Source organism: Candidatus Enterovibrio altilux (assembly GCF_002381345.1).
Lineage (GTDB): Bacteria > Pseudomonadota > Gammaproteobacteria > Enterobacterales > Vibrionaceae > Enterovibrio > Enterovibrio altilux.
Genome location: NZ_CP020660.1, coordinates 1,435,115 through 1,457,701, shown reverse-complemented (window position 1 = coordinate 1,457,701; position 22,587 = coordinate 1,435,115). Strand labels below are relative to the sequence as shown.

The following is a 22,587-nucleotide window of genomic DNA, read 5'->3' as shown; positions in this document are numbered from 1 at the left end:
TTTTATCTACGTCTAAATGTAACTTGCGCCAGGCTCACCGTTCCCATTAATACCATGTTTTTTACTTTTCATTCTTCTTCATCGTAAACTTTAGGCTCCGTAAAATGAATGACTACATGCTGGATGCTTCCTGCATTTTTCGTTTTGAATGTGACGTCAACCATTTTAACTTGTTTGCTATGCATGAATAATGAGGGCATAACAATGGCAGTTAAATAAGTTTGCAAACAAAATACATAAATCTTTGCAGATCTTTCAATGGCATTGAAAATACGTATTGAACCGCGAGGGCATCGTAATGGCTACGTCACTAAATAAACGAGGGCTCCCAGAATGATCCTGCTTGGTTTGATTCCATAGCTAAATAGCTTCTGCATAAATCCACAATGTCAGTGAACCACTGATTAATTAAAACTCGATTATACTGATTTCAGTTGTTTATTTTGTAGCGAAAATTGTTCATAGACCTAAATATTGAAGTGAGCCTAATTATTTAGTATGTTGCTCGAAAATTTAGCCTCCATATTTAAAAATAAAATAAGTTATTATTAACTTTTTCTAAAAAAACAGCAATGATTCAAGCTAAAAAACTGCTAGAAAGGACATTGAACCTAAGGAATCATCCAACACTTAGCTATTAATTCTACGAGGCTCAAAATCTATAGTGCAAGCGAATAGTTCATTTAACGCAAGTTACATGTAACGGTAGACATAAATACGCATGAAATCATGGCTGCTGAGCTAAGTGCATCAAATGTGACTGAAGATGAAGTGTTACCTAGCTTGCTTAAACAGACTCATTGAAAATCAGCCGATAGCGCTTACGACACCAGACAATCTCACTCATCTCACCAAAAAATTTGAAAACGAGATTATCCGCGTAATTTTGTTGTTAGTTACCAGCAGTTATACGGTTCAAATAAGCAGTGTAAAACGAAGTATGGTTACCATAAACACTCCCCTATCAAAGACGTCAAGGATTCGAATTAAAAAACTACTAGGAGGAACGTCGAGTCTAAGGAATCACAATACTCAACTTAACTAAAACGATACCATGATAAAAATATTAAATAATCTGAAAAAGCTAGGTCTGCCTACAATAAAAACTATTATTTGATCATGTTGAAATCTGTTATTTAAGCTCACATTAAGAAACAAAGTTTATCTCTGCGACTATTTTTTCTTGCCGGAGTGATTTATACATTGTATTAAGTAACTTTGATTAATGTAATCCTAAAACTATAAAATGTAAAATAGACTTCATTTTTGTTCTTTAGGTCATGTTATTTTTTCATTCGAATTCAGATAATTTCTCATGCTAGGATTGACTATCTGAATTCGAATGAAAAAATAAAGCTTTTCTGATGTGCCGTTTAGGTTAATAAACAACATTCTTTCCTCGTTGCTTACGGCTTGTGCTAGGAACCTTCCAAATTTACCGTGTTTTACCTCAAAATTTACGACAGTAAGCATGAATCTTAAACTCGAAGAAAACTATATATGATGCTCTTCTATAAATGATAATGATGATTACCCTTTTCAACACCTGCTGTCTTCCCATAGTATTACTTCTAGTACGATCTATTTTTACAGTCGATATTGCGAGTCAACAAGTTCAATAATAAAAGTTAAATCAAGCATATTATATTTTTCAATATAACAGTAAAATGAATTAAGTTACAATATAATGACGTTCCTTTATAGTATAAAATAAAAGTTATTACCTAATAATCATTATTAATCCTATTATGTAAATACTCATCATTAAATGACCTCAACGTAGAGAACACGAAACATCGTATTCAATGCCTAATGTTTCTAACTATCTATACGAAATTGGACTATTTTGTTTGATATGGAAAAAATTTATCAATTCCTTGTTTTAGCTAGTGTTTTCTTTTATTGGCTCCTTATTGCATCTGTCACAATTCGCGTGGTATTAAAACGTCGCGCTTTGGGTGTGTCTATTGCCTGGTTAATGATCATTTATATCGTTCCGATTGCCGGTATCATCCTCTATTTGCTTGTTGGAGAATTAAATTTAGGAAAAAAACGCGTAGAACGCTTTCGTGCGATGTACGAGCCTTATCGATGTTGGATGACATCGCTCGACGAATACAAAACTGATCATCCACAACATCAAAATCTTTTCTCTAAACCTATTCACAATTTGTGCTTCATGCGAGCGGGTATTCCTGCATTAGTAGGAGACCAATTATCACTGCAAAGCGAAACAGCAACCATACTAAAATCCATTGCAAGTAATATTGAAAATGCCAGTAAGTCAGTAAACATGGTTTTCTATATTTGGCAGCCAGGAGGGCGCGCGGATAATGTAGCAGAAGCCGCTTGTAACGCAGCAAAACGTGGAGTAACAGTGCGTATAATGCTTGATTCTGCTGGCAGCAAAGCATTCTTTAAAAGTCACTGGCCAGATCAAATGCGAAAAGCTGGGGTTGAGTTAATCGAAGCCTTGGCGGTTAGTCCACTACGTATGTTTCTGCGACGCTTAGATATCCGTCAACACCGTAAAATTGTCATTATAGACAATAAAATTGGCTATACAGGTTCAATGAATATGGTAGACCCACGTTTTTTTAAACAGGATTCAGGCGTAGGTCAATGGGTAGATATTATGGTTCAAGCAAAAGGTCCTTCTGTTCCTTTATTGAACAGCATATTTGCTTGGGATTGGGAAGTAGAAACAGGACTACGTTACTTACCTGATTTATCAGAATATTCTTTTATCAAACAACATACCCATGGCAATTATGCAGCACAAATAGCTCCTTCAGGACCTGATATGCCTGATGGTATCATTCAGCAAATACTAATGTTATCTATTCACCAAGCGAAAAAAAGCATTACGATAACAACACCTTACTTAGTTCCAAGTGAGTCATTATTAGATGCACTACAAACCACCGCCCAACGTGGTGTGCCTGTGAACATTATTATTCCAGCGAAAAATGATAGCATAATGGTGGATTGGGCCAGTAAATCATTTTTCACTGATTTATTACGCACTGGTGTAAATATTTATCGATTCCATGGTGGTTTCTTACATACTAAATCTGTAATGATCGATGAATCTTTTTGTCTAATTGGTACCGTAAACTTAGATATGCGTAGCTTATGGTTAAATTTTGAACTAACCATATGTATTGATGCTCCTGATTTTTGTAAAGATTTGATTTCTCTTCAACAAACCTATATAGCTCACTCTACAATAGTTGTACTACAAGAATGGCAAAATCGTTCGGTGTTAAATCGTCCAATTGAACAGTTTTTTTATATGTTTAGTCCGCTATTGTAAAATATATACGGTTTTGTTTTTTAATTCGAGTTCAGATAGCAGATCCCAAGATGATGAACTATTAAATGATTGTTTTCGTATTGATTAAGGTAACTAATATATATTAGTCAGAAAAGTAACCACCTAAGACTGCTAATATAACTACTAGTTGATAGAAAAACTAGGTAATTATTATACCATTATGATTGAGACACTTCGACATAATGAAATGTTGTCTTCTAGGTATGTAATTAAATTGTTCATAGAACTCTCGTGCACCACTGTTACCAATATTCACTTCCAAAGTAATGGCGTGGCAACCTTGTTTTACTGCATGGTCTTCCAGATTAGGCAGTACATGTGAGCCAATGCCTTGGCGCCGCCAATCTTGTGACAAATAAATTTGGTCAATAACGGCAATATGGCCACCAAATTCGATGCTGAAACTATAACATACCACGATAAATCCAATGATTTCGCAAATGTCTTCACTTTCTAACTTAATGAGAAATACTTCACCTTGAGCTGGATGTGAAAGCAGGAAAGTAAAAGCTGATGTCACGTGCTCTACATCGAATGAAAGAGCTTCATAGTCATGCATTTCTTTGGATAGGTCCAAAAGACGAGACATTGAATCAATGGAATGTAGTAACAATGATACGTTCATGGTTTCTTCCCTGATCGATATGTTAAACTGTAACAGATTATAATCACAAATTAGAAGACTTAGAATTAGGCTATTGTTGAACTGTTAAGTTCAACATCTCTTAGTTATACAACGGGGATAACAAAGGTACACTTGCGTGGAACGTTCTTTTCTATCAATTCAAAAAATATTTATAGTTTATAAAACTATCCTAAATTATTACAAAATCAAGCCCCTCCAATACATATTAGTCTGAAATACAATCAATTGAATATGTAACCATAAAATAACTCAGTACCAAAACGTTCAGGTACTCAAAATCAACGGAAATGCATGTCCTGGCTTAAGTGTGGTTCAACTGCTATTAGGGATAGCAACCTTTTAAATACGGAAACTCATACATACGTAGTCACTGAGCACTGAAAATAACTAAATTAAAAGCACTATTTTTGGACAAAATAATATATGAATTACCATTTTTCTGTGTGCATTGAAATTTTTACTTCTTTCTCAGATCTAAGAGAGTAATAATGTGCCTGTAATATGCAAGTACTTTGAATTATGTGAGATAAAACATTATGAAATTTAAACAACTACTTACTGGTGTCATGCTGACTACAATTATATTCTCTCTGTGGGCATAAACTCGAAAAGGATAAACAAACGGACAATCAGTGAGATTATGCCAACAATACCATTTAGAAGTTCAGAGAGTGAAGATTTTTCCAGCTGATAGTCTTTACAGAGTACTAGCCAGTAATAATATTTTTTACACAAATAAAAGCACAACTAACTTTTTTTATGACTAATTATTGTATAATACACTAACTAATTCTATTAATCTAATGGAGATTATCACTTCGAAACGCAATGAAACCGTGTTGGAAGCAGTTAACATTGAAGAGGAACTGATTGTTTACCCTGCGAAAGACGAAAAATATATCATAAATATATTTACTAACACCATATGCGGATACTGCATGAAACTACATAGAGATATGAGACAATATAATGATTTGGACATTACGGTTAATTATCGTGCATTTCCTTCCTCTAGTAAAGTGTACATCAAATATGGGTCAAATAAGTGCCATTTGGTGTGCAGTTGACAGAATGACTGGAATGAATAAAGCAAAAAAGATAATTATAATAAAAACAGTGACCAGTGTACTAACTTAATCCTCCGTCATATGACATTGAGTGATTCTATGAGTGTAACAGGTACACCAACCATGTTACTATAACATTGATCTTTGCTATCTGGTTACTTACCTACTAAACAACTTTTTCAAGTGCTATACTCAATTAATTTGGAGATACAAACTCAAACACCTAAAAGTTATTAGTTATTCTAGACATTAAAAACTTGCAAGCTCTCAAAAAAGCACATTTACAATGTTTTTCATAGTTTTCTGTGCAGTCAACGTTGTTTCTTTCCTATTCATTCATCATTTTTCATAGTTACTATATCACATTAAGATTTGGGCTCATACATTCAAGTAATTAATCGTGATTTAAAAACTATACTCCAGTTCAATTATGTACTAGTAACTTTATCATGTCTTTCCACTAACTTCGAGTACCCGATCATTTTAGACATATTAAATATATTTAAAACTTTGTTTGCTACACCAGGGAACTAAATGATTAATTTACGCTCTAAATAGTGAAGCTTATTTAAATATTCAATCTCTGGATGCACTTAAATAAAAATAACTAATTAAAAGCCATATGATCAAGCTTTAATTAATCAAGACTCACCAACATACTGCATTGATAAAGAAGCCATTCAACTATGACGCCAAACTAAGCGGAGTAATCATAGAAGAGCTCGTTTATTGAGCAACTTAATTACTACAGCTCTCATGGTTAAACGCGTATTTTCAATGCAATTGAAAAGTATACAAAAATTCATTAATTTCATTTTCATGCTTACTCACACAGAGCCCTTAAAACGATTCAACCAAAAAATAATTGAATACTCAAAATCAAAGCAGATGCATAATAAAGTTATGAGTACATTAATTGAATGTAAGTATGACCCTTAAATTACAATCGACTTATTGAGTGCATGATCCCATCGTTGAATCTCAATGATTTCTTAAGTAGAGTCACAACATATTAGCCATGATAATCTGACTGACATTTAATTTTAACACTTTAACAATAACAAAATTTTAAATCATAATATCCGCAAACATATGAAAGAACTGATATTTATGATTACCTGTTGATAAGTAGTGTATACTGTACTCACAAATAATAAAATTATTATATAGCGTATTATTAATAATAAATATCATTAATTTAAAAAAAAGAGCAGACACTATCTGCTCTTTTTGATATATGTTAAGTGATTTTTAAAGTAACTTATTTGACCAGTCTAATTTTGTTCGTAGTGTTTTGTAATAGCTGTAATTTTTAGGATGAATAAGCTTTAAAAATGAAGGGCTGCGGAAGATATGCACCTCATCTCCAGGGTTAACTGGCAATAAAACTTGACTGTCGCAACTGGCTTTAAGCATGCTGCCATTGTCTGGTGAGATGACAAGTTTAATATGACAAGTCGCATCCACCACCAGCGGTCTGCTCGATAGCGTATGCGGGAACATTGGTACGAGAGAAATCGCTTCAAGACCGGGTGATAGAATAGGACCACCACCAGACAAACTATAAGCAGTTGAACCTGTGGGCGTAGCAATAATAAGCCCATCCGAGCGTTGAGAAAAGGCAAAATTATCATCGATATACACATCAAATTCAATCATATGAGCAACTTGTCCTTGATGTAAGACGACCTCATTGAGGGCCGCATTATGACTTTTAACCTTCCCATGACGATGAATTTCAACCTCCAGTAAAAAACGATATTCTTCTATATATTCATTTGCAAGAACAGAAGACAGTAAGGTCTGATAATCGTCCGGATCTATATCGGTAAGAAAACCAAGCTTGCCGCGATTTACACCAATTACAAAAATATTGAAATGCGATAAAACGCGCGCTGCACCAAGCATGTTACCGTCACCACCAATGACAATAGCAAGTTCGGCTTTTTCACCTAACGAAAGTAAATCGTGGAAATCCTGCGCAGGGATATTTACGTCATTATTAAGCCGATTGTCGACTAAGGTTCGATAGCCATGAGCAGTTAGCCAATTATACAGACTTTCATGGGTTGCAACGGATTGTGAATTTCTTGGTTTTCCAACCAGAGCTATTGTTTTAAAACGCTTTGACATTTCATTGACCCTGCACTATTTAGAGACTCGATTATAATTGAATAACAAAAATTTGTCGTACTTTGCTATTAATGAGACCTGAAAACGCAAGCAAGCGTCTAATAGTAAATTATGTTTAAATTTACTCTCTAACTCTGAATTAAGGAACAAAAGGCATGCTAAACACTAGATCGCAGTTTAACTTAACGATATTCAGCCATATCAAAAATTAATGCATTCACATAGTCTAAAAATATATATAAAAACTAACGTATATCTTAATTACATTATCAGGTCTCATTATTGGAACAATGTAAAAAGTAGACCTAGGATTATATAAGTGGAAAATTATTTAGGATCCCTTTGATGCTGTTACCGAAAAGTAATTCAGATAAACGAGCAACGATTCTAATCGTTGACGATACTCCGGAGAATTTAATTTTCGTCAGTGAAATGTTAAAAGACAAGTACGAAGTCAAGGCTGCAACCAACGGCAAAACTGCGTTAGCAATAGTAGAAAAATTTTCTATTGACCTCATATTATTAGATGTTGTAATGCTAGGCATGGACGGGTATGAAGTTTGTCGTAAGATCAAAACACAAAAAATGGCACAAGATATCCCTATAATATTTTTAACATCTAAATCCAAATTAGAAGATCAGGAGTTCGGATTTTCCGTGGGTGCGGCAGACTACATCAAAAAACCAATGAGCCCACCAATAACCATGGCCCGCATCAAGATCCACCTTGCAAATAAAGCGTCTCAAGATTTTCTCCATAATCAAAATGAATTTTTAGAAGCCGAAGTTCAACGCCGAGTCAACGAGTTGAGCGTGATTCAAGATGTAACAATCAATGCGTTAGCAAGCCTAGCGGAAACGCGCGATCAAGAAACCGGGAACCACATTGTTAGAACGCAATACTATGTAAAAATTCTTGCTGATCAACTTTATCTCCGAGGTAAATACACTGAAGTAGTCACGCCTGAATACATTACTATGGTATTTAAAACCGCTCCACTTCATGACATAGGTAAAGTGGGTATTCCAGATGCTATTTTACTTAAACCAGGCAAATTAACAGCAGAGGAATTTGATATCATGAAGTCGCATGTCAAGTTGGGTTACGATGCCATCACGAAAGCAGAAAAAGAGGTGGATGCGGAGTACCCATTTTTAAATACGGCAAAAGAAATTGTACTTGGACATCATGAAAAATGGGACGGTTCTGGGTACCCAAAAGGACTGAGTGAAAAGGATATACCACTCAGTGCACGTTTAATGGCTATCGCAGATGTATTCGATGCACTAGTCAGTAAACGTGTTTACAAAGTGGCAATGTCTCACGATGAAGCATTTGAAATTATCCGCGAAGGACGTACCACTCATTTTGACCCAATGTTAGTTGACCTGGTCTTTGATATGAAAAAGGAATTTATTTATATCGCAAAAATATACGAAGATTAACTGACAATTAACTATATTCCGTTGCCTATCATAAAAATGATAGCGGCCCAATGCATTATTCACACATTACTGCTTTTGTGTAGCTTGGTTCCCTCATTCGAATTCAGATAGCAGGTTCCAGCATGAGTAACTATTAGACTATTGTTTAATTGTTACTCATGCTGGAACCTGCTATCTGAATTCTAGTTAAAAAATAAAATAGATCTAAAATATGCTTTTAAATTACTCAAAAAATCAAGTATTTATACTAATTATAAATATATAATATGCTTATTTTATTATTATGTGGCTCTTAATATTAGTTCAATCAAAACAATATAAACGATTACAAATCAAACGAGATCTTTTATCTACTCTTAAGCCTTACCCTCTTCAAAGAGTTATTTTAATAGACTAAAAATTCATTATTTACACATATTTAATGCTGTTTTTTGTTGCTTCAGCTTATAGCTTGGCTAAAATTCATATTTTTTCAACTATAATGTTGATACGTTAAACGTGGATCTTTAATAAATAAGTAATTTATCAAAATTAAGCCTCATAATAATTTATTAAAAATACGTATAATAAAATGCAGCAATATTATTTTTTGCATTTTTATTGATTTGGAGGTTGTCTTGAGCCAGTCCGCGCTCTTAGTCCTAGAAGATGGAACTATATTTCACGGTGAGTCCATTGGTGCTGATGGTTCTGCTGTTGGTGAAGTTGTTTTCAATACCTCGGTGACAGGATATCAAGAAATTCTCACTGATCCTTCCTATTCTCAACAGATTGTAACATTTACTTACCCTCATATTGGCAACACAGGTACTAATATCGAAGATGAAGAGTCTTCAAAAATTCATGCACAAGGTTTGGTAATTCGTGATATTTCTCTCATTGCTTCCAATTTTCGCAGTCAACAACCACTTTCTGATTATCTGAAATTTCAAAATATCGTTGGCATTGCTGACATTGATACCCGTAAATTAACACGCCTACTTCGTGAAAAAGGTGCTCAAAATGGTTGTATTGCTGCAGGTAATAACTTAAATGCAGCATTAGCATCAGTGAAAATACAGGCATTTTTAGGTCTCACAGGCATAGATTTAGTAAAAAAAGTGACGACAGCACAAGCGTATGAATGGAAACAAGGTTCTTGGACGCTAGAGAATGGTATACCAGAAGCAAAAGACAGCAGCACATTTCCATATCATGTTGTTGTTTATGATTTGGGCGTAAAGCGCAACATTCTATGCATGTTAGTTGATCGGGGTTGCCGTTTAACCGTGGTACCTGCGCAAACATCTGCAGACGATGTGCTGGCAATGAATCCTGATGGTATATTCTTGTCTAATGGTCCCGGTGATCCAGCACCATGTACTTACGCAATTGAAGCAACTACAGTATTACTAGAAACAGGCATTCCAGTTTTTGGTATCTGCTTAGGTCACCAAATTCTTGCTTTAGCGTCTGGTGCACAAACAATGAAAATGAAATTTGGTCACCATGGTACTAATCATCCAGTTAAAGACTTGGACCGCAATGTTGTCATTATTACCTCTCAAAACCACGGTTTTGCAGTAGATGAAATGACATTGCCTGCTAATTTACGAGCTACTCACATATCACTATTTGATAGCTCTTTGCAAGGCATTCACCGCACAGACATACCAGCATTCAGTTTCCAAGGGCATCCAGAAGCAAGCCCTGGTCCGCATGATGCAGCACTATTTTTTAATCATTTTATAGAACTTATTAAGCAACATCGCGCGTAATGCAGAGTAGCAAAGAATGCCAAAACGTACAGACCTGAAAAGTATACTTATTCTAGGTGCTGGTCCAATTGTGATTGGTCAGGCGTGTGAGTTTGACTACTCAGGCGTGCAAGCTTGTAAAGCGTTGGGGGAAGAGGGTTACCGCATTATTTTGGTTAACTCTAACCCCGCAACAATCATGACCGACCCTAAAATGGCAGATGCAACATACATCGAACCTATACAATGGGACGTAGTACGCACCATTATTGAAAAAGAACGTCCAGATGCAGTGTTGCCTACTATGGGTGGTCAAACCGCACTGAATTGCGCATTAGCTCTTGAAAAACACGGCGTTTGTGCAGAATTCGGTGTAGAAATGATCGGAGCCACTGCTGATGCGATTGATAAAGCCGAAAATCGCTCACGCTTTGACAAGGCGATGAAGTCTATTGGCTTTGCATGTCCTAATGCAGATACTGCGAAATCAATGATAGAAGCTTACAAAGTTTTAGATATGGTTGGTTTCCCTTGTATCATTCGTCCTTCGTTCACAATGGGTGGCACAGGAGGTGGGATTGCATATAATAAAGAAGAATTTGAAGAAATCTGTCATTGTGGTTTAGATCTATCTCCAACTAACGAACTATTGATTGATGAATCTCTGATCGGATGGAAAGAATATGAAATGGAAGTTGTTCGTGATAAAAATAATAATTGTATAATCGTTTGTACTATCGAAAACTTTGACGTGATGGGTATTCACACCGGTGATTCCATCACTATTGTGCCAGCTCAGACTCTGACGGATAAAGAATACCAATTAATGCGCAATGCATCTTTCGCGATTCTGCGTGAAATTGGTGTTGAAACAGGTGGTGCAAACGTGCAATTTGGCATCAATCCAAAGAATGGCCGTATGGTTATCATTGAGATGAATCCGCGGGTGTCTCGATCATCAGCATTAGCATCAAAAGCAACAGGCTTCCCTATTGCGAAAATAGCAGCAAAACTGGCTGTTGGTTTTACTCTTGATGAATTGATGAATGATATTACTGGCGGTACAACTCCAGCATCATTTGAACCTACCATAGACTATGTTGTTACAAAGATCCCTCGCTTTAATTTTGAAAAATTTGTGGGTGCAAATGACCGTTTAACCACACAAATGAAATCTATCGGTGAAGTGATGGCGATTGGTCGTAACCAACAAGAATCACTGCAAAAAGCTTTGCGTGGACTAGAAGTTGGCGTAACAGGCTTTGACGAAATGGTTCTTTTGGATGCACCTGATGCACTAACTAAAATTCGTCATGAGCTTAAAGATGCAGGTGCAGAGCGCATTTGGTATATTGCAGATGCATTTCGTGCTGGTATGTCAGTTCCTGATATCTTCAAGTTAACGAATATTGACAGCTGGTTCTTAGTCCAGATTGAAGAAATCGTAAAACTAGAAACAAAAATCAAAAAAAATGGATTTACTGGTCTTAATAAAGATGTATTGCGTAAGCTTAAGCGTAAAGGTTTTGCAGATGCTCGTCTGAGCAAATTACTTGATGTCAGTGAAAGCGAAATACGCAAGCTACGTGACCAATTCAACATTCATCCTGTCTATAAGCGTATAGATACCTATGCAGCTGAATTTCCTTCTAATATTGCTTACATGTACAGTACATACGATGAAGAATGTGAGTCGAACCCAACAGACCAAAATAAGATCATAGTTTTAGGCGGCGGACCAAACCGTATTGGCCAAGGTATAGAATTCGACTATTGCTGTGTTCACGCATCATTAGCGCTTCGTGAGGACGGTTATGAAACTATCATGGTTAACTGTAACCCGGAAACTGTTTCTACTGACTATGATATGTCAGACCGTTTGTACTTCGAGCCGGTAACACTGGAAGATGTACTGGCGATTACACGTGTAGAGAAACCCAAAGGCGTTATCGTTCAATATGGCGGTCAGACCCCACTGAAACTTGCACGAGAACTTGAAATGGCGGGGGTGCCAATCATTGGGACTAGTCCTGACGCAATAGATCGAGCAGAAAATCGTAAACGTTTTCAGACTGCTGTTAACCACCTTGGTTTAAAAACTTCAGAAAACGACACGGCAACTACCGTAGATCAAGCTATTGAAAAATCAAAAAAAATTGGTTTTCCATTGGTGGTGAGGCCGTCTTATGTTCTGGGTGGCCGTGCAATGGAAATTGTGTATGACGAAAACCATCTACGTCATTATTTCATAGAAGAGGTTAGCGCTTCTAATGAATCACCAGTACTGCTAGATCGTTTTCTTGATGATGCGATTGAAGTTGATGTTGATGCTATTTGTGATGGTTACCGTGTTGTGATTGGCGGTATCATGGAGCATATCGAACAAGCTGGTGTTCATTCTGGTGATTCTGCATGTTCACTACCTGCTTATACATTAAGCCAAGTAATTCAGAGTATTATACGTCAACAAGTTAAAAAACTGGCATTTGAATTGGGTGTGCGTGGATTGATGAACACGCAGTTTGCTGTGAAAGATAATGAAGTTTATTTAATCGAGGTAAACCCACGGGCAGCACGCACGATTCCTTTCGTTTCGAAATCAACAGGGGTTCCATTAGCTAAAATTGCCGCACGCGTCATGGTGGGTCAGTCTCTTGAATCTCAAGGTTTTACACAAGAAATTATTCCACCGTATCATTCAGTAAAAGAGGTGGTTCTGCCATTTAATAAATTTCCTGGTGTTGACCCACTATTAGGCCCAGAAATGCGCTCTACTGGTGAAGTGATGGGCGTGGGTGATACTTTCGCGGAAGCTTTTGCTAAAGCCGATTTGGGTTGTGGTAAAAAGTACAGCGCAAAAAATCGAGCACTCTTGTCTGTTCGCAACAATGATAAACAACGTATTGTTGATTTGGCCAAGAAGCTTATCAAACTTGGTTTTAAATTAGATGCAACGCATGGCACCGCAGTCGTTCTGGGTGAAGCTGGTATAAATTTTCGCTTAGTTAACAAGGTACATGAAGGTCGTCCGCATGTTCTGGACCGCATAAAGAACGGTGAGTACAACTACATTGTGAACACAACGGAAGGTCGCCAAGCAATTGAAGATTCAAAAGTGCTTCGTCGAGGTGCTCTTGCTAAAAAAGTGAATTACACCACAACACTAAACGCAGCATTCGCAACCTGTATGGCATATGCAGCAACGAATCTGTCGAAAGTGAACTCTGTACAAGAGCTTCACGAACGCATTGCTAAAAAATACGTAAAAATGTAATTTTTTAAAAACACTGTAAAAAGATAATCAATAAGATTGATAGAGGACTTACTTTGCTAATCATCTTATTACCAGCCATAATAACCGGCTTTTTTGTACCTCTAAATTATTCGGTTACGCTCTAAACAGCTAGATTTACTTGAATAGTTCGGTCTACGGATCCAATTTAATTGTATTGCAATGACATTTTGGATTGATGCAATAGCCATCCAACTATGGCATTAGATTAAGCAAAATAATTATAAATAATCTAGTTTATTTAGCTACTTAGCCATTACGATGGTTTTATAGTAAAACGTGTATTTTTAATGCAATAAGAGGTCTATAAGGATTCCTGAATTCTGTTCTGTCGCTTACTCAACTACCATGATCATGCCTTTATTATTCGAACATTAGTAAGAGAGCTCAAATGATTAATGTCGTGTTCAAGACAAAGATTAATGGAATCATTGCGCCTGATGCAAATTACATTTAGTCGTAGACATAAACCATACATGAAATCATTGCTGCTAGGTTTAATTTATCAAATGTAGATAACACTTTTAACATGATTCACCATTAGACAATTGCTTTCATTTCAGCTATAATAGCTTATTTAATGTTTTTATCATTGCATTGATTAAGTCAATCTAGGCATTATAATCTCTCAAACTCAATGTTCTTCGAGTAGTTTTTAATGTAAAATATTGTTTCCTCTGATAAAGAACGTTTATGATAACTATACCTCGTTTTCCATGGTTTATTTGAACCGTATAACTTCTGGTAACTGACCGTTAAATTATGCATATGACCTTACTCTCAGACAGTTACTCCTTTTCTTAGAAGAATGAATGAAACAACTCGTTTAATACAAACAGTTCCATAATATGGTTTAGTGCCGCAAACTCCTTCGCCTTATATTTTATTGATTTTTCAACGGGATCTGTTTGAGTAAATCAGATAGTCTTTCATCGCCAGTTACATTTAATAAACTTAACTCCGCAGCAATAATCTCATTCACATTCCTATCTACCGCTAAATGTAACTTGCGTTAAGCTCGCTGTTTCTCATCAGTGCCATGCTTTTTTACTTACCATTAACTTTCATCGTAGACTTTTAACCCCGTAGAATCAGTGACTAAGTGATAGATAACTTCTTTAGTCTTCGTTTTAAACTTGATGCTGACCATTTTAGCTCGCTTGTTACTGCATGAATAATGGGGGGTATAATAAGAGCAAGTTAGCAACTTTGAAACATAATCAATGAATTTTTGCAAACCTCTGCTCAGCATTAAAGATACACATTTGACCATGAAAACCATTACAATGGCTCAGTCACTAAATAAACGGGGTCTTCACAATGACTCTGCTTAATTTGATCCCATAGCTGAATGACTTTTTCATTAATTTAAAGTATTAATGAGCCACAATTGATTTAAGCTTAATTATAGGGCTTCCAGTTAGTTATTTTATCGTGAATCCTATTCAAACCTGCACTTTTAATTTGCATTTCTTTGCGGCTTTGTTTCCTAACTCAAGTTAGAATAGAAAATCCCAACATGATTAACGATTAAACAAGCGCTTTTGTTTTAGGCATACCTAGCCCGGTCAACTTATTTAATGCTTTTATCATGGTTTTGGTTTCAATAATCTGAGTTGCGTGCTCCCTTAAGCTCGATGTTCCTCCCAGTAGTTTTTTGACTCTAACCTTTGCTGTCTCTGCTAGGTCACGTTTATGGTAACCAGCTTTATTTCCTACATAAGGGAACTAAATTTTCAATCAACACTCTAAACAGTGAAGTTAACTTAAATATTCAGGTCTATGAACAATCTTCGCTATAAAACAACTAACTGAAAGCGGCATAATAACGCTTAAATCAATCATGGTTCACTTACATTATTAAGTGATGAATAAGCTATTTAGCTATGGCATCAAACGAAACAGAATAATCATGAGAGACCTCGTTTATTTAGCATCTTAGCTACTACGACGTCCTTCATAGTTAAATCCGCATTTTCAATACTATTGAGAAGTCTGCACGAATTCATTACTTCTGTTCGTAAACTTGCTTAACTGTCATTATCATGCCCTCACGATTCATGCCTTAACAAACGAGTCCGACCGATTAACGTCACGTTCAAGATAAAGAATAAAGAAAACGCCCAGCTCTTAGCCATTGGTTATACGGGCTCAAAGCCTACGGTGAAGGAGAATGAAAGGTAAAAAAGCATAGCACTGATAGAAAACGGTAAATCTTCTGCGAGTTACATTTAGTGGTAGATATAAATACGCATGCAATCATTGCTTTTAAGTTTAGTGCATCAAATATGATTAACAGTGAAATGCTATCTAACTTTTTCAAACAAACCCGCCAAAAAATTAATAAAATATAAGCTGATGGTGCTTACGATATCAGGAAGTGTTATTAAACAGTGCATATTAAACAAGCAGTTTTCTCATTCCATGAAAAAAAGCAATTTTTTGGGAACAAGATTACCCGCGTAATTTAGCGGTCAGTTTCCAGAAGTTATACAGTTTAAATTAGTCTTGAAAAATGAAATATAGTTACCATAGACGCTTCCTATTAGGGGCGACAATGTTTTGAGTTAAAAAACTACTAGGAGGAACATTGAACTTAAAAAATTAAATGCTCAAATTAGCCAAACTTACGCCATAATAAAAACATTAGATAAGCTAACTGAGCTAAGTCTATCTAACACGAAAATAATTATCTAATAATGAATCATGTGGAAATTTACTATCTGAATTCAAATTCAATCTTAATTTACTGACAAAAGTAGTACTTAACATCAACAACAGCCCCTTCAAAAAAACAAGTATATTATGCTAAGTTGAATCTAATAAATACATGATTAAATGAAAAACCACGTGCTCTTAAACGAGTTACTATTAGCTTGATGGTTGTTTTTTTATTTTACGATAATCAGCAACGGATAGCCTTTAGACTTACCTTTATCGGAGTAACATCTTCACTGGATGTATATATGTAACTCTTTAGACCAAATACATCATCACATGAAACAATTGCACTTACATTTTCTAGTTCAGCTTGATGAATTAACTCTCAATCAATAAAATTACTGTATATTATTTTTTCAAAAATAGACAAGCAACACTACATATGGTGATACAAATATTTATATTAAACTGGCACTAAATCGTGCATAAATATCATTTCTTTGTAGATAAATTCAAGACGACCCACTGCACTCGTGGCAAAATATAACATGACCCTCCTAAACGAATACACTAACGTGAAGTAACATTACATTAACTACCAAATGAAGCAATAGATCATTATTTAGCAACTAACAATAAAAAATCACAACAAGTATGCACACCGTGACTTACGACTTACATTATTCATTATTGACCAGCTAAACGCATCTCCCGTTCAGCTTCGGTCAATGAAGCTAAAAACGAATCTCTTTCAAAAATACGCGTCATGTATATTTTTACTTCTTGTGCGCCTAACATTCCAAGTTCTATCCCCATTATAGGCAAACGCCACAATAATGGAGCTAAATAACAATCAACCAAGCTAAATTCTTCACTCATAAAGAAGTGATACTCAGCAAATACAGGAGCTAACGCAAGCAGTTCTTCACGTAGTTGACGACGTGCTGCATCTGCTTCTACCGCATTACCTTTTTCAATTTTTTCAACTAACGTATACCAGTTACGTTCAATGCGGTACATCATCAGACGGCTATTACCACGGGCCACAGGGTAAACCGGCATTAAAGGAGGATGTGGGAAACGTTCATCCAAATATTCTATAATAATATTCGCATTATACAACGCTAATTCACGGTCAACTAAAGTAGGGACCGAATTATACGGATTTAGATTCAGAAGATCCTCTGGCAGGTTATTAGGATCAACAAGCTCAATTTCATAGGTTACTCCCTTCTCTGCAAGAACGATGCGAACCTGATGGTTATACATGTCTGATGCGTCAGAATACAACGTCATCACCGAGCGTTTATTGGCAGCAACAGCCATTAACTCCTCCAGAATATTGCATCATGAAAAAAAACAATGGGAGCTCTTGCCCCCATTATGGATCAATAATTCATTAGATTAACCGATCAATGCACATCACGCCAATATTCTTTCTTAAGCAAAATCGTCAATATAAGGAAAATCAAGAAGAAACCAATAACCCAATAGCCTATTTGTTCGCATTTTAACTTATTTCGCTCACCAGAATACTCGAAAAAATTAGTTAAATCACGCATTGCATCATCATATTCTTCAGAGCTAAGAGCATGATTACTAAGTGATATGAAACCAACAAATTCATCACTTATCTTGCATCGACCATTACGGACTTGTACTGTTTCACAGGAGTTCCATGAAATTTTTTTAGCACATGCGACATACCACATTTAAAAAATAGTATTATTCACACCAAATGGGCGAGATGAATACTCATAAAAAAAACTCAGATATGTATAAATTCAATCAGTTTCACGAATACGAGCAACTAGTGTTAAATCAGATGCAGGTCCACCAAAAAATATTATTACATCTGATGGAATGATAATATTTTTTATTAAATCACCAATTTTAGTATATTTACCAAACACCAAATGCTCCATCATTAACTTTTTGGAAATGTCTAGATGATCCGCGACACGCTCATAATGCTGCTATTGCATCGCATGACAGCCGAAACAATAATTCATGAATAGCTTTATACCATTTTACAAAGAGACCTTATTTGATAAATCATTATTCGCAGAATTTGAATGCATATTATCGCCTGCAGCGAGTACCAGAGAAGGAAAAAAGCAAAAAAATTATTTTAAAATGTATAATGTATCCTCTCCGCTAATCGTTTTGTCATTTCATTTTTGTTGTAAATGTACAGGAGCACGAAGAACATAAAGTACCCAAAGTTGCAGATCTAAGCTAATAAGATATAAAATTCATTGTTGGTAAGGTGCTTAACATGCCCAACGCAATAAAAGATATAACAAATTAAATAATATTTATTAAGTGTAATTTACTACGATGGTAATAAGAGCGTACTTCACAACGATCAAGCCAAGGCAGTAAAAATAGCGCTGCGATTGACAAACCCATAAGAATAACACCCGTTAGTTTATCTGGAACAGCATGTAAAATTGCATAGAAGGGCAGAAAATACCAAACTAATGCAATATGATCAGGCGTTTTGATTAGATTAGCCTCTTTAAAATTAGGTAGTTCAAACAAATAACCATCCATCTCCAGATTGAAGAATATCACGGAAGCAAACAAAATACCAAAGCCCGCGACACCAACCCAATCCTTCACTCTTCCATAAGGATGAAAAGAAACAGACTCAATAATACCATATTTCGTAGCATCGTATTATAAAGTACAAACTGCATAGCGTAAGCTTTCTCTTTCGGTCCTTTTGGAAATTTCGTTTCGATACCACCAGAGTTATTAGAACTCACTTCATGAAGTGCCAAAATATGCAACCTAATTAAAGGTAAAATAACACTCGGTAAAGCAATAATGTGTAACGCAAAGAAACAATTAAGTATTGCTCCTGAGAGCACATAACCCCCAGAAATCCATAGCTTTAAATCGTCACCAGTAATTGGAATCACACCAAACAGTTAGATGATAACCTGAGCACTCCCGTAAAACATTTGCCCCAAGAAAGCAAATAACTAATAGAAGATTCAGCCATCTATGCCAAGAGGATAAACATACCAAAAAGCCACAGCAGCTCACGTGGCTTCTGACACGAACCGTACGTCAAAGCACAAAACATGTGCAGGTAAATACCGACAAAGAATGCACATGCAACCGTTGAATGCATGTGTCTAAACAGCCATCCATATTCGACATCACGCATAATATGCTCAACAGAAGCAAAAGTACATTCTACCGACAGATTATAATGCATGGTTAACCAAATGCCAGTCAATAGCTAGTTCACTAATATCAGCATAGCTATGAAAACAAACAAGTACCAAAATTACAGTTATTAAGTATTGGATATCAAGATAAATGCTTTTTATATGCATCCATAACCGGGAAACGTTTTTCAATTCAATTCAGTAAATTACCCATCTGCACCCACTAAAATACGGTTATAATGAAGATATATATACGAAAAAATAACCAAATTTAGTTGCGTCGGAACGCTCTGGAATACACGACCAGCCACATCAAACTTCGCACCATAACACCTTAAATTTGCTCTCCAAACTATCAGGGAGATATGTTGGTGAGCATCCAAAATGTATACATAGATCTATTGCAATAAATAATTTTTGTTTAATAGATCGATAAGTTCCTGAAATATACTCAGGTTATTGAGGCTCTTGTGATCTAGGACCGCGCAGCTTATCACTGATGCATTACTCATCCAATATTCTCCCATGTGCTCCCACGAAAATTTACAAACTGTCCTTATACACGTCCATAAAGCGTACGACTAATTCGGAAAAATTTATTGCATGCCATAAGGTGAATTATCTTTAAATAACACACAAATACACCCTTAAAAAATAAAACTATTTTTTACAATAACTATGAAAAATACGTCATTTTTTAGCTATATTCAATCAATGTGAAGATGCAGGTTTTAATATATGATATTTGAAATTTATTGGGGATATCCGGAAACCTGAAATCTTTGGGTGAGTCACTGACCGCTTATTCATCACCTTTCATCACTATCCTACTTAGTTGAAATACGACCTATAAGAAGCTTTGTTTCCTAATTTGCATTCAGATAACAAATCCCGACATAATTCACTATTAGACAATCGCTTTCGTATTAGGCATACCTAGTCCTGTCCATCTATTGAATTCTTTTATCGTGCCGTAGGCTTAGCTAGCCTAAGCTGTGTGATCCTTTAGGCCCAATGTTCCCTCAGTAATTTTTTGACTCTAACCATTACTGTCTCTACATAAGGAACGTTTATGGTAACCGGCTTTATTTTTTGAATAAAGGAACTAATTTTTCAACCAAGACTCTAAACAGTTAAGCTCGCTTAAATATTCAGATTTATGAACAATCTTCTCTACAAAACAACTAACTGGACGCAGTACAATCAAGCTTTAATCAATCGTGGCTCACTAACATTGTGAATTGATGAAGAAGTTATTCCGCTATAAAATCAAACTAACAGGATAATCCTGGGAGACTTTGTTTATTTAGCGACTTAGCTATTACGGCGACCTTCATGGTAAAATGCGTATTTTCAATGCTATTGAGAGATCTGCAAAAATTTATTAATTTTGTTCTTAAATTGGTTCAACTGCCATTGTCATGCTCTTACTATTAATGCATTAGCAAATGAGCCTAAACAGTTGAAGTTACATTCAAGACGAAGAATACAGGAACCATCCAACACTTAGCCACTAATTCTATAGGGCTCAAAATCTACGGTAAAGGATAATGGAAAATAAAAAAGCATGGCGCTGATGGGAAACGGCGAGTTTGGCGCAAGTTACATTTAGCAGTAGATATAAATACGCATGCAATCATTGCGGTTAAGTTAAATACATCAAATATGACTGACGGTGAAATGTTACCTAACTTGCTCAAACAAACCCGCCAAAAATCAATGAAATATCAGCTGATGGTGCTTACGACATCAGATAATATTATAAAATCCCTCGTATTCAACGGGTAAGTCCACTCATACCACCAAAAAAAGGAGCAACTTTTTTAGGAACAAAATCATCCGCATAATTTAGCGGTTAGTTACTAGAAGTTACACAATTTCAATCAACACTGAAAAACAAGGTATGGTTACCATAAACGTTCCCTATCAAAAATGGTAATGCTTCGAATCAAAAAACTGCTTGGAAGACATTGGACTGAAGAGATTACAATGTTTAGATTGATTAAACTTACACCACGATAAAATCGTTCAATAAGTTGATAGGGCTAGGCATACCTAACACAAAACTAATCGTTTAATTGCTCATTATGCTGGGATTTACTAGCTGAATGCAAATTAAGATACCAAATTATCAACAAGAAAAAGACATCGGAAAAATAAAAAAGTCTGACATAAAATCAGACTTTTCGGTCCAAAACGTTACACAGAACTGAATTAACGTTTAGAAAACTGCGGACGACGACGTGCTTTGCGTAGACCAACCTTCTTACGTTCAACTTTACGAGCATCACGCGTAACGAAGCCAGCGGCACGTAGCACAGGACGCAGCGTTTCATCGTATTCCATCAATGCACGGGTAATACCGTGCCGAATTGCACCAGCTTGACCAGAAATACCTCCTCCTGTAACAGTAATATAAAGATCTAATTTATTAGTCATGTCTACAAGTTCAAGGGCCTGAAGAACTACCATACGAGCCGTAGGACGACCAAAATAGGTTTCTAATGAACGATGGTTAATTAAAATATTACCACTACCAAGCTTGATGAATACACGAGCTGCGGAGCATTTGCGACGACCTGTGCCGTAGTATTGTTCTGCCATTGTTATATTCCTGAGATGTCCAGTACTTGCGGTTGTTGTGCCGCGTGCTTGTGCTCAGCACCAGCGTAAACTTTAAGTTTACGAAACATTGCACGACCTAGAGGACCACGTGGCAACATACCTTTAACGGCAAGTTCAATGATCATTTCTGGTTTCTTCACTTGCAGCTTACCAAAGCTAATTGCTTTAATGCCACCAATGTAGCCAGTGTGACTATAGTATATCTTATTAGTAAATTTTGCACCAGTTACGGTAACTTTGTCCGCATTGATAACTACAATGAAATCACCAGTATCAATGTGCGGAGTATATTCTGGCTTATGCTTGCCACGCAGGCGAGATGCAATTTCAGTTGCAATGCGGCCCAGAGTTTTACCTTCAACATTTACAATGTACCAGTTACGTTTTACAGATTCTAGTTTAGCAACGAAAGTTTTCATGCTAATAAATTACCCGATTATTTTAAAATTCATTTAAGGAGCA

The 22,587-nt window shown here is 36.0% G+C and carries 10 protein-coding genes and 9 pseudogenes; 10 read left to right on the top strand and 9 right to left on the bottom strand.

The genetic code is table 11. The annotated features are described in order from the left end of the window. Nucleotides 1–687: 687 nt before the first annotated feature. The 3 genes and pseudogenes from BTN50_RS12340 to cls all read left to right on the top strand — a co-directional run. Nucleotides 688–801, top strand: a pseudogene (locus tag BTN50_RS12340) (IS5/IS1182 family transposase); the annotation flags it as partial. Nucleotides 802–873: 72 nt separating this feature from the next. Next, nucleotides 874–1,039 (top strand): annotated as a pseudogene (locus BTN50_RS12660) (IS5/IS1182 family transposase); the annotation flags it as partial. 816 nt (nucleotides 1,040–1,855) lie between these two features. Next, nucleotides 1,856–3,316: a cardiolipin synthase gene (cls, locus tag BTN50_RS06180; RefSeq protein ID WP_096619422.1), complete on the top strand. Its 1,461-nt coding sequence runs from the start codon at nucleotides 1,856–1,858 to the stop codon at nucleotides 3,314–3,316. Between the two features lie 160 nt (nucleotides 3,317–3,476). Here the strand turns inward: cls and BTN50_RS06175 are convergent, their stop codons facing one another. Then, on the bottom strand, nucleotides 3,477–3,962 hold the full coding sequence (locus BTN50_RS06175; RefSeq protein WP_096619421.1) for a GNAT family N-acetyltransferase: 486 nt from the start codon (nucleotides 3,960–3,962) through the stop codon (nucleotides 3,477–3,479). A 791-nt stretch (nucleotides 3,963–4,753) separates the two neighbouring features. On the opposite strand from BTN50_RS06175, the gene BTN50_RS11285 reads away from it, so the two are divergent. After that, on the top strand, nucleotides 4,754–5,050 hold the full coding sequence (locus BTN50_RS11285) for a thioredoxin domain-containing protein (RefSeq protein WP_223823202.1): 297 nt from the start codon (nucleotides 4,754–4,756) through the stop codon (nucleotides 5,048–5,050). A gap of 636 nt (nucleotides 5,051–5,686) precedes the next feature. Next, nucleotides 5,687–5,875 (top strand): annotated as a pseudogene (locus tag BTN50_RS11280) (IS5/IS1182 family transposase); the annotation flags it as partial. Between the two features lie 426 nt (nucleotides 5,876–6,301). Here BTN50_RS11280 and nadK read toward each other — a convergent pair. After that, on the bottom strand, nucleotides 6,302–7,183 hold the full coding sequence (gene nadK, locus BTN50_RS06165) for an NAD(+) kinase (RefSeq protein ID WP_096619420.1): 882 nt from the start codon (nucleotides 7,181–7,183) through the stop codon (nucleotides 6,302–6,304). A gap of 345 nt (nucleotides 7,184–7,528) precedes the next feature. On the opposite strand from nadK, the gene BTN50_RS06160 reads away from it, so the two are divergent. From BTN50_RS06160 to carB, 3 genes are all read left to right on the top strand, one after another. Further along, nucleotides 7,529–8,629, top strand: a complete 1,101-nt coding sequence (locus tag BTN50_RS06160; RefSeq protein ID WP_096619419.1) for a response regulator — start codon at nucleotides 7,529–7,531, stop codon at nucleotides 8,627–8,629. A 617-nt stretch (nucleotides 8,630–9,246) separates the two neighbouring features. Beyond that, the gene (carA, locus tag BTN50_RS06155; RefSeq protein ID WP_096619418.1) at nucleotides 9,247–10,386 is read left to right on the top strand and encodes a glutamine-hydrolyzing carbamoyl-phosphate synthase small subunit; all 1,140 of its coding nucleotides are present in this window, start codon (nucleotides 9,247–9,249) and stop codon (nucleotides 10,384–10,386) included. A 16-nt stretch (nucleotides 10,387–10,402) separates the two neighbouring features. Then, nucleotides 10,403–13,639 carry a carbamoyl-phosphate synthase large subunit gene (gene carB / locus BTN50_RS06150; RefSeq protein ID WP_096619417.1) on the top strand — a complete coding sequence of 1,079 codons (3,237 nt, stop codon included), beginning with the start codon at nucleotides 10,403–10,405 and terminating at the stop codon, nucleotides 13,637–13,639. A 632-nt stretch (nucleotides 13,640–14,271) separates the two neighbouring features. On the opposite strand, the pseudogene BTN50_RS06145 reads toward carB, so the two are convergent. Next, nucleotides 14,272–15,127: pseudogene (locus BTN50_RS06145) on the bottom strand (IS5 family transposase); the annotation flags it as partial. A gap of 60 nt (nucleotides 15,128–15,187) precedes the next feature. Beyond that, nucleotides 15,188–15,361: pseudogene (locus BTN50_RS11275) on the bottom strand (IS5/IS1182 family transposase); the annotation flags it as partial. Between the two features lie 132 nt (nucleotides 15,362–15,493). Here BTN50_RS11275 and BTN50_RS06140 point away from each other — a divergent pair. Then, nucleotides 15,494–16,354 (top strand): annotated as a pseudogene (locus BTN50_RS06140) (IS5 family transposase). A gap of 651 nt (nucleotides 16,355–17,005) precedes the next feature. Here BTN50_RS06140 and sspA read toward each other — a convergent pair. From sspA to BTN50_RS06125, 3 genes and pseudogenes are all read right to left on the bottom strand, one after another. Next, complete coding sequence (gene sspA, locus BTN50_RS06135; RefSeq protein ID WP_096619416.1) at nucleotides 17,006–17,644, bottom strand: stringent starvation protein SspA; 639 nt, start codon at nucleotides 17,642–17,644, stop codon at nucleotides 17,006–17,008. An 86-nt stretch (nucleotides 17,645–17,730) separates the two neighbouring features. Further along, nucleotides 17,731–18,399 (bottom strand): annotated as a pseudogene (locus tag BTN50_RS06130) (cytochrome c1). Nucleotides 18,400–18,449: 50 nt separating this feature from the next. Next, nucleotides 18,450–19,672 (bottom strand): annotated as a pseudogene (locus tag BTN50_RS06125) (cytochrome b). A gap of 987 nt (nucleotides 19,673–20,659) precedes the next feature. Between BTN50_RS06125 and BTN50_RS06120 the strand changes: the two are divergent. Continuing rightward, nucleotides 20,660–21,578: pseudogene (locus BTN50_RS06120) on the top strand (IS5 family transposase). A 136-nt stretch (nucleotides 21,579–21,714) separates the two neighbouring features. Here the strand turns inward: BTN50_RS06120 and rpsI are convergent. After that, nucleotides 21,715–22,104: a 30S ribosomal protein S9 gene (rpsI, locus tag BTN50_RS06115; RefSeq protein ID WP_096619415.1), complete on the bottom strand. Its 390-nt coding sequence runs from the start codon at nucleotides 22,102–22,104 to the stop codon at nucleotides 21,715–21,717. Nucleotides 22,105–22,106: 2 nt separating this feature from the next. Continuing rightward, nucleotides 22,107–22,544 (bottom strand): 50S ribosomal protein L13, encoded by a 438-nt coding sequence (gene rplM / locus BTN50_RS06110; RefSeq protein WP_096619414.1) that lies wholly within the window; start codon nucleotides 22,542–22,544, stop codon nucleotides 22,107–22,109. Between the last annotated feature and the right edge of the window lie 43 nt (nucleotides 22,545–22,587).

Bases quoted from the DNA above. Each gene is read 5' to 3' on its own strand.
- rpsI (WP_096619415.1), bottom strand. From the start codon at position 22,104: ATGGCAGAACAATACTACGGCACAGGTCGTCGCAAATGCTCCGCAGCT.
- BTN50_RS06175 (WP_096619421.1), bottom strand. From the start codon at position 3,962: ATGAACGTATCATTGTTACTACATTCCATTGATTCAATGTCTCGTCTT.
- BTN50_RS06160 (WP_096619419.1), top strand. From the start codon at position 7,529: ATGCTGTTACCGAAAAGTAATTCAGATAAACGAGCAACGATTCTAATC.
- carB (WP_096619417.1), top strand. From the start codon at position 10,403: ATGCCAAAACGTACAGACCTGAAAAGTATACTTATTCTAGGTGCTGGT.
- sspA (WP_096619416.1), bottom strand. From the start codon at position 17,644: ATGGCTGTTGCTGCCAATAAACGCTCGGTGATGACGTTGTATTCTGAC.
- cls (WP_096619422.1), top strand. From the start codon at position 1,856: ATGGAAAAAATTTATCAATTCCTTGTTTTAGCTAGTGTTTTCTTTTAT.
- nadK (WP_096619420.1), bottom strand. From the start codon at position 7,183: ATGTCAAAGCGTTTTAAAACAATAGCTCTGGTTGGAAAACCAAGAAAT.
- rplM (WP_096619414.1), bottom strand. From the start codon at position 22,544: ATGAAAACTTTCGTTGCTAAACTAGAATCTGTAAAACGTAACTGGTAC.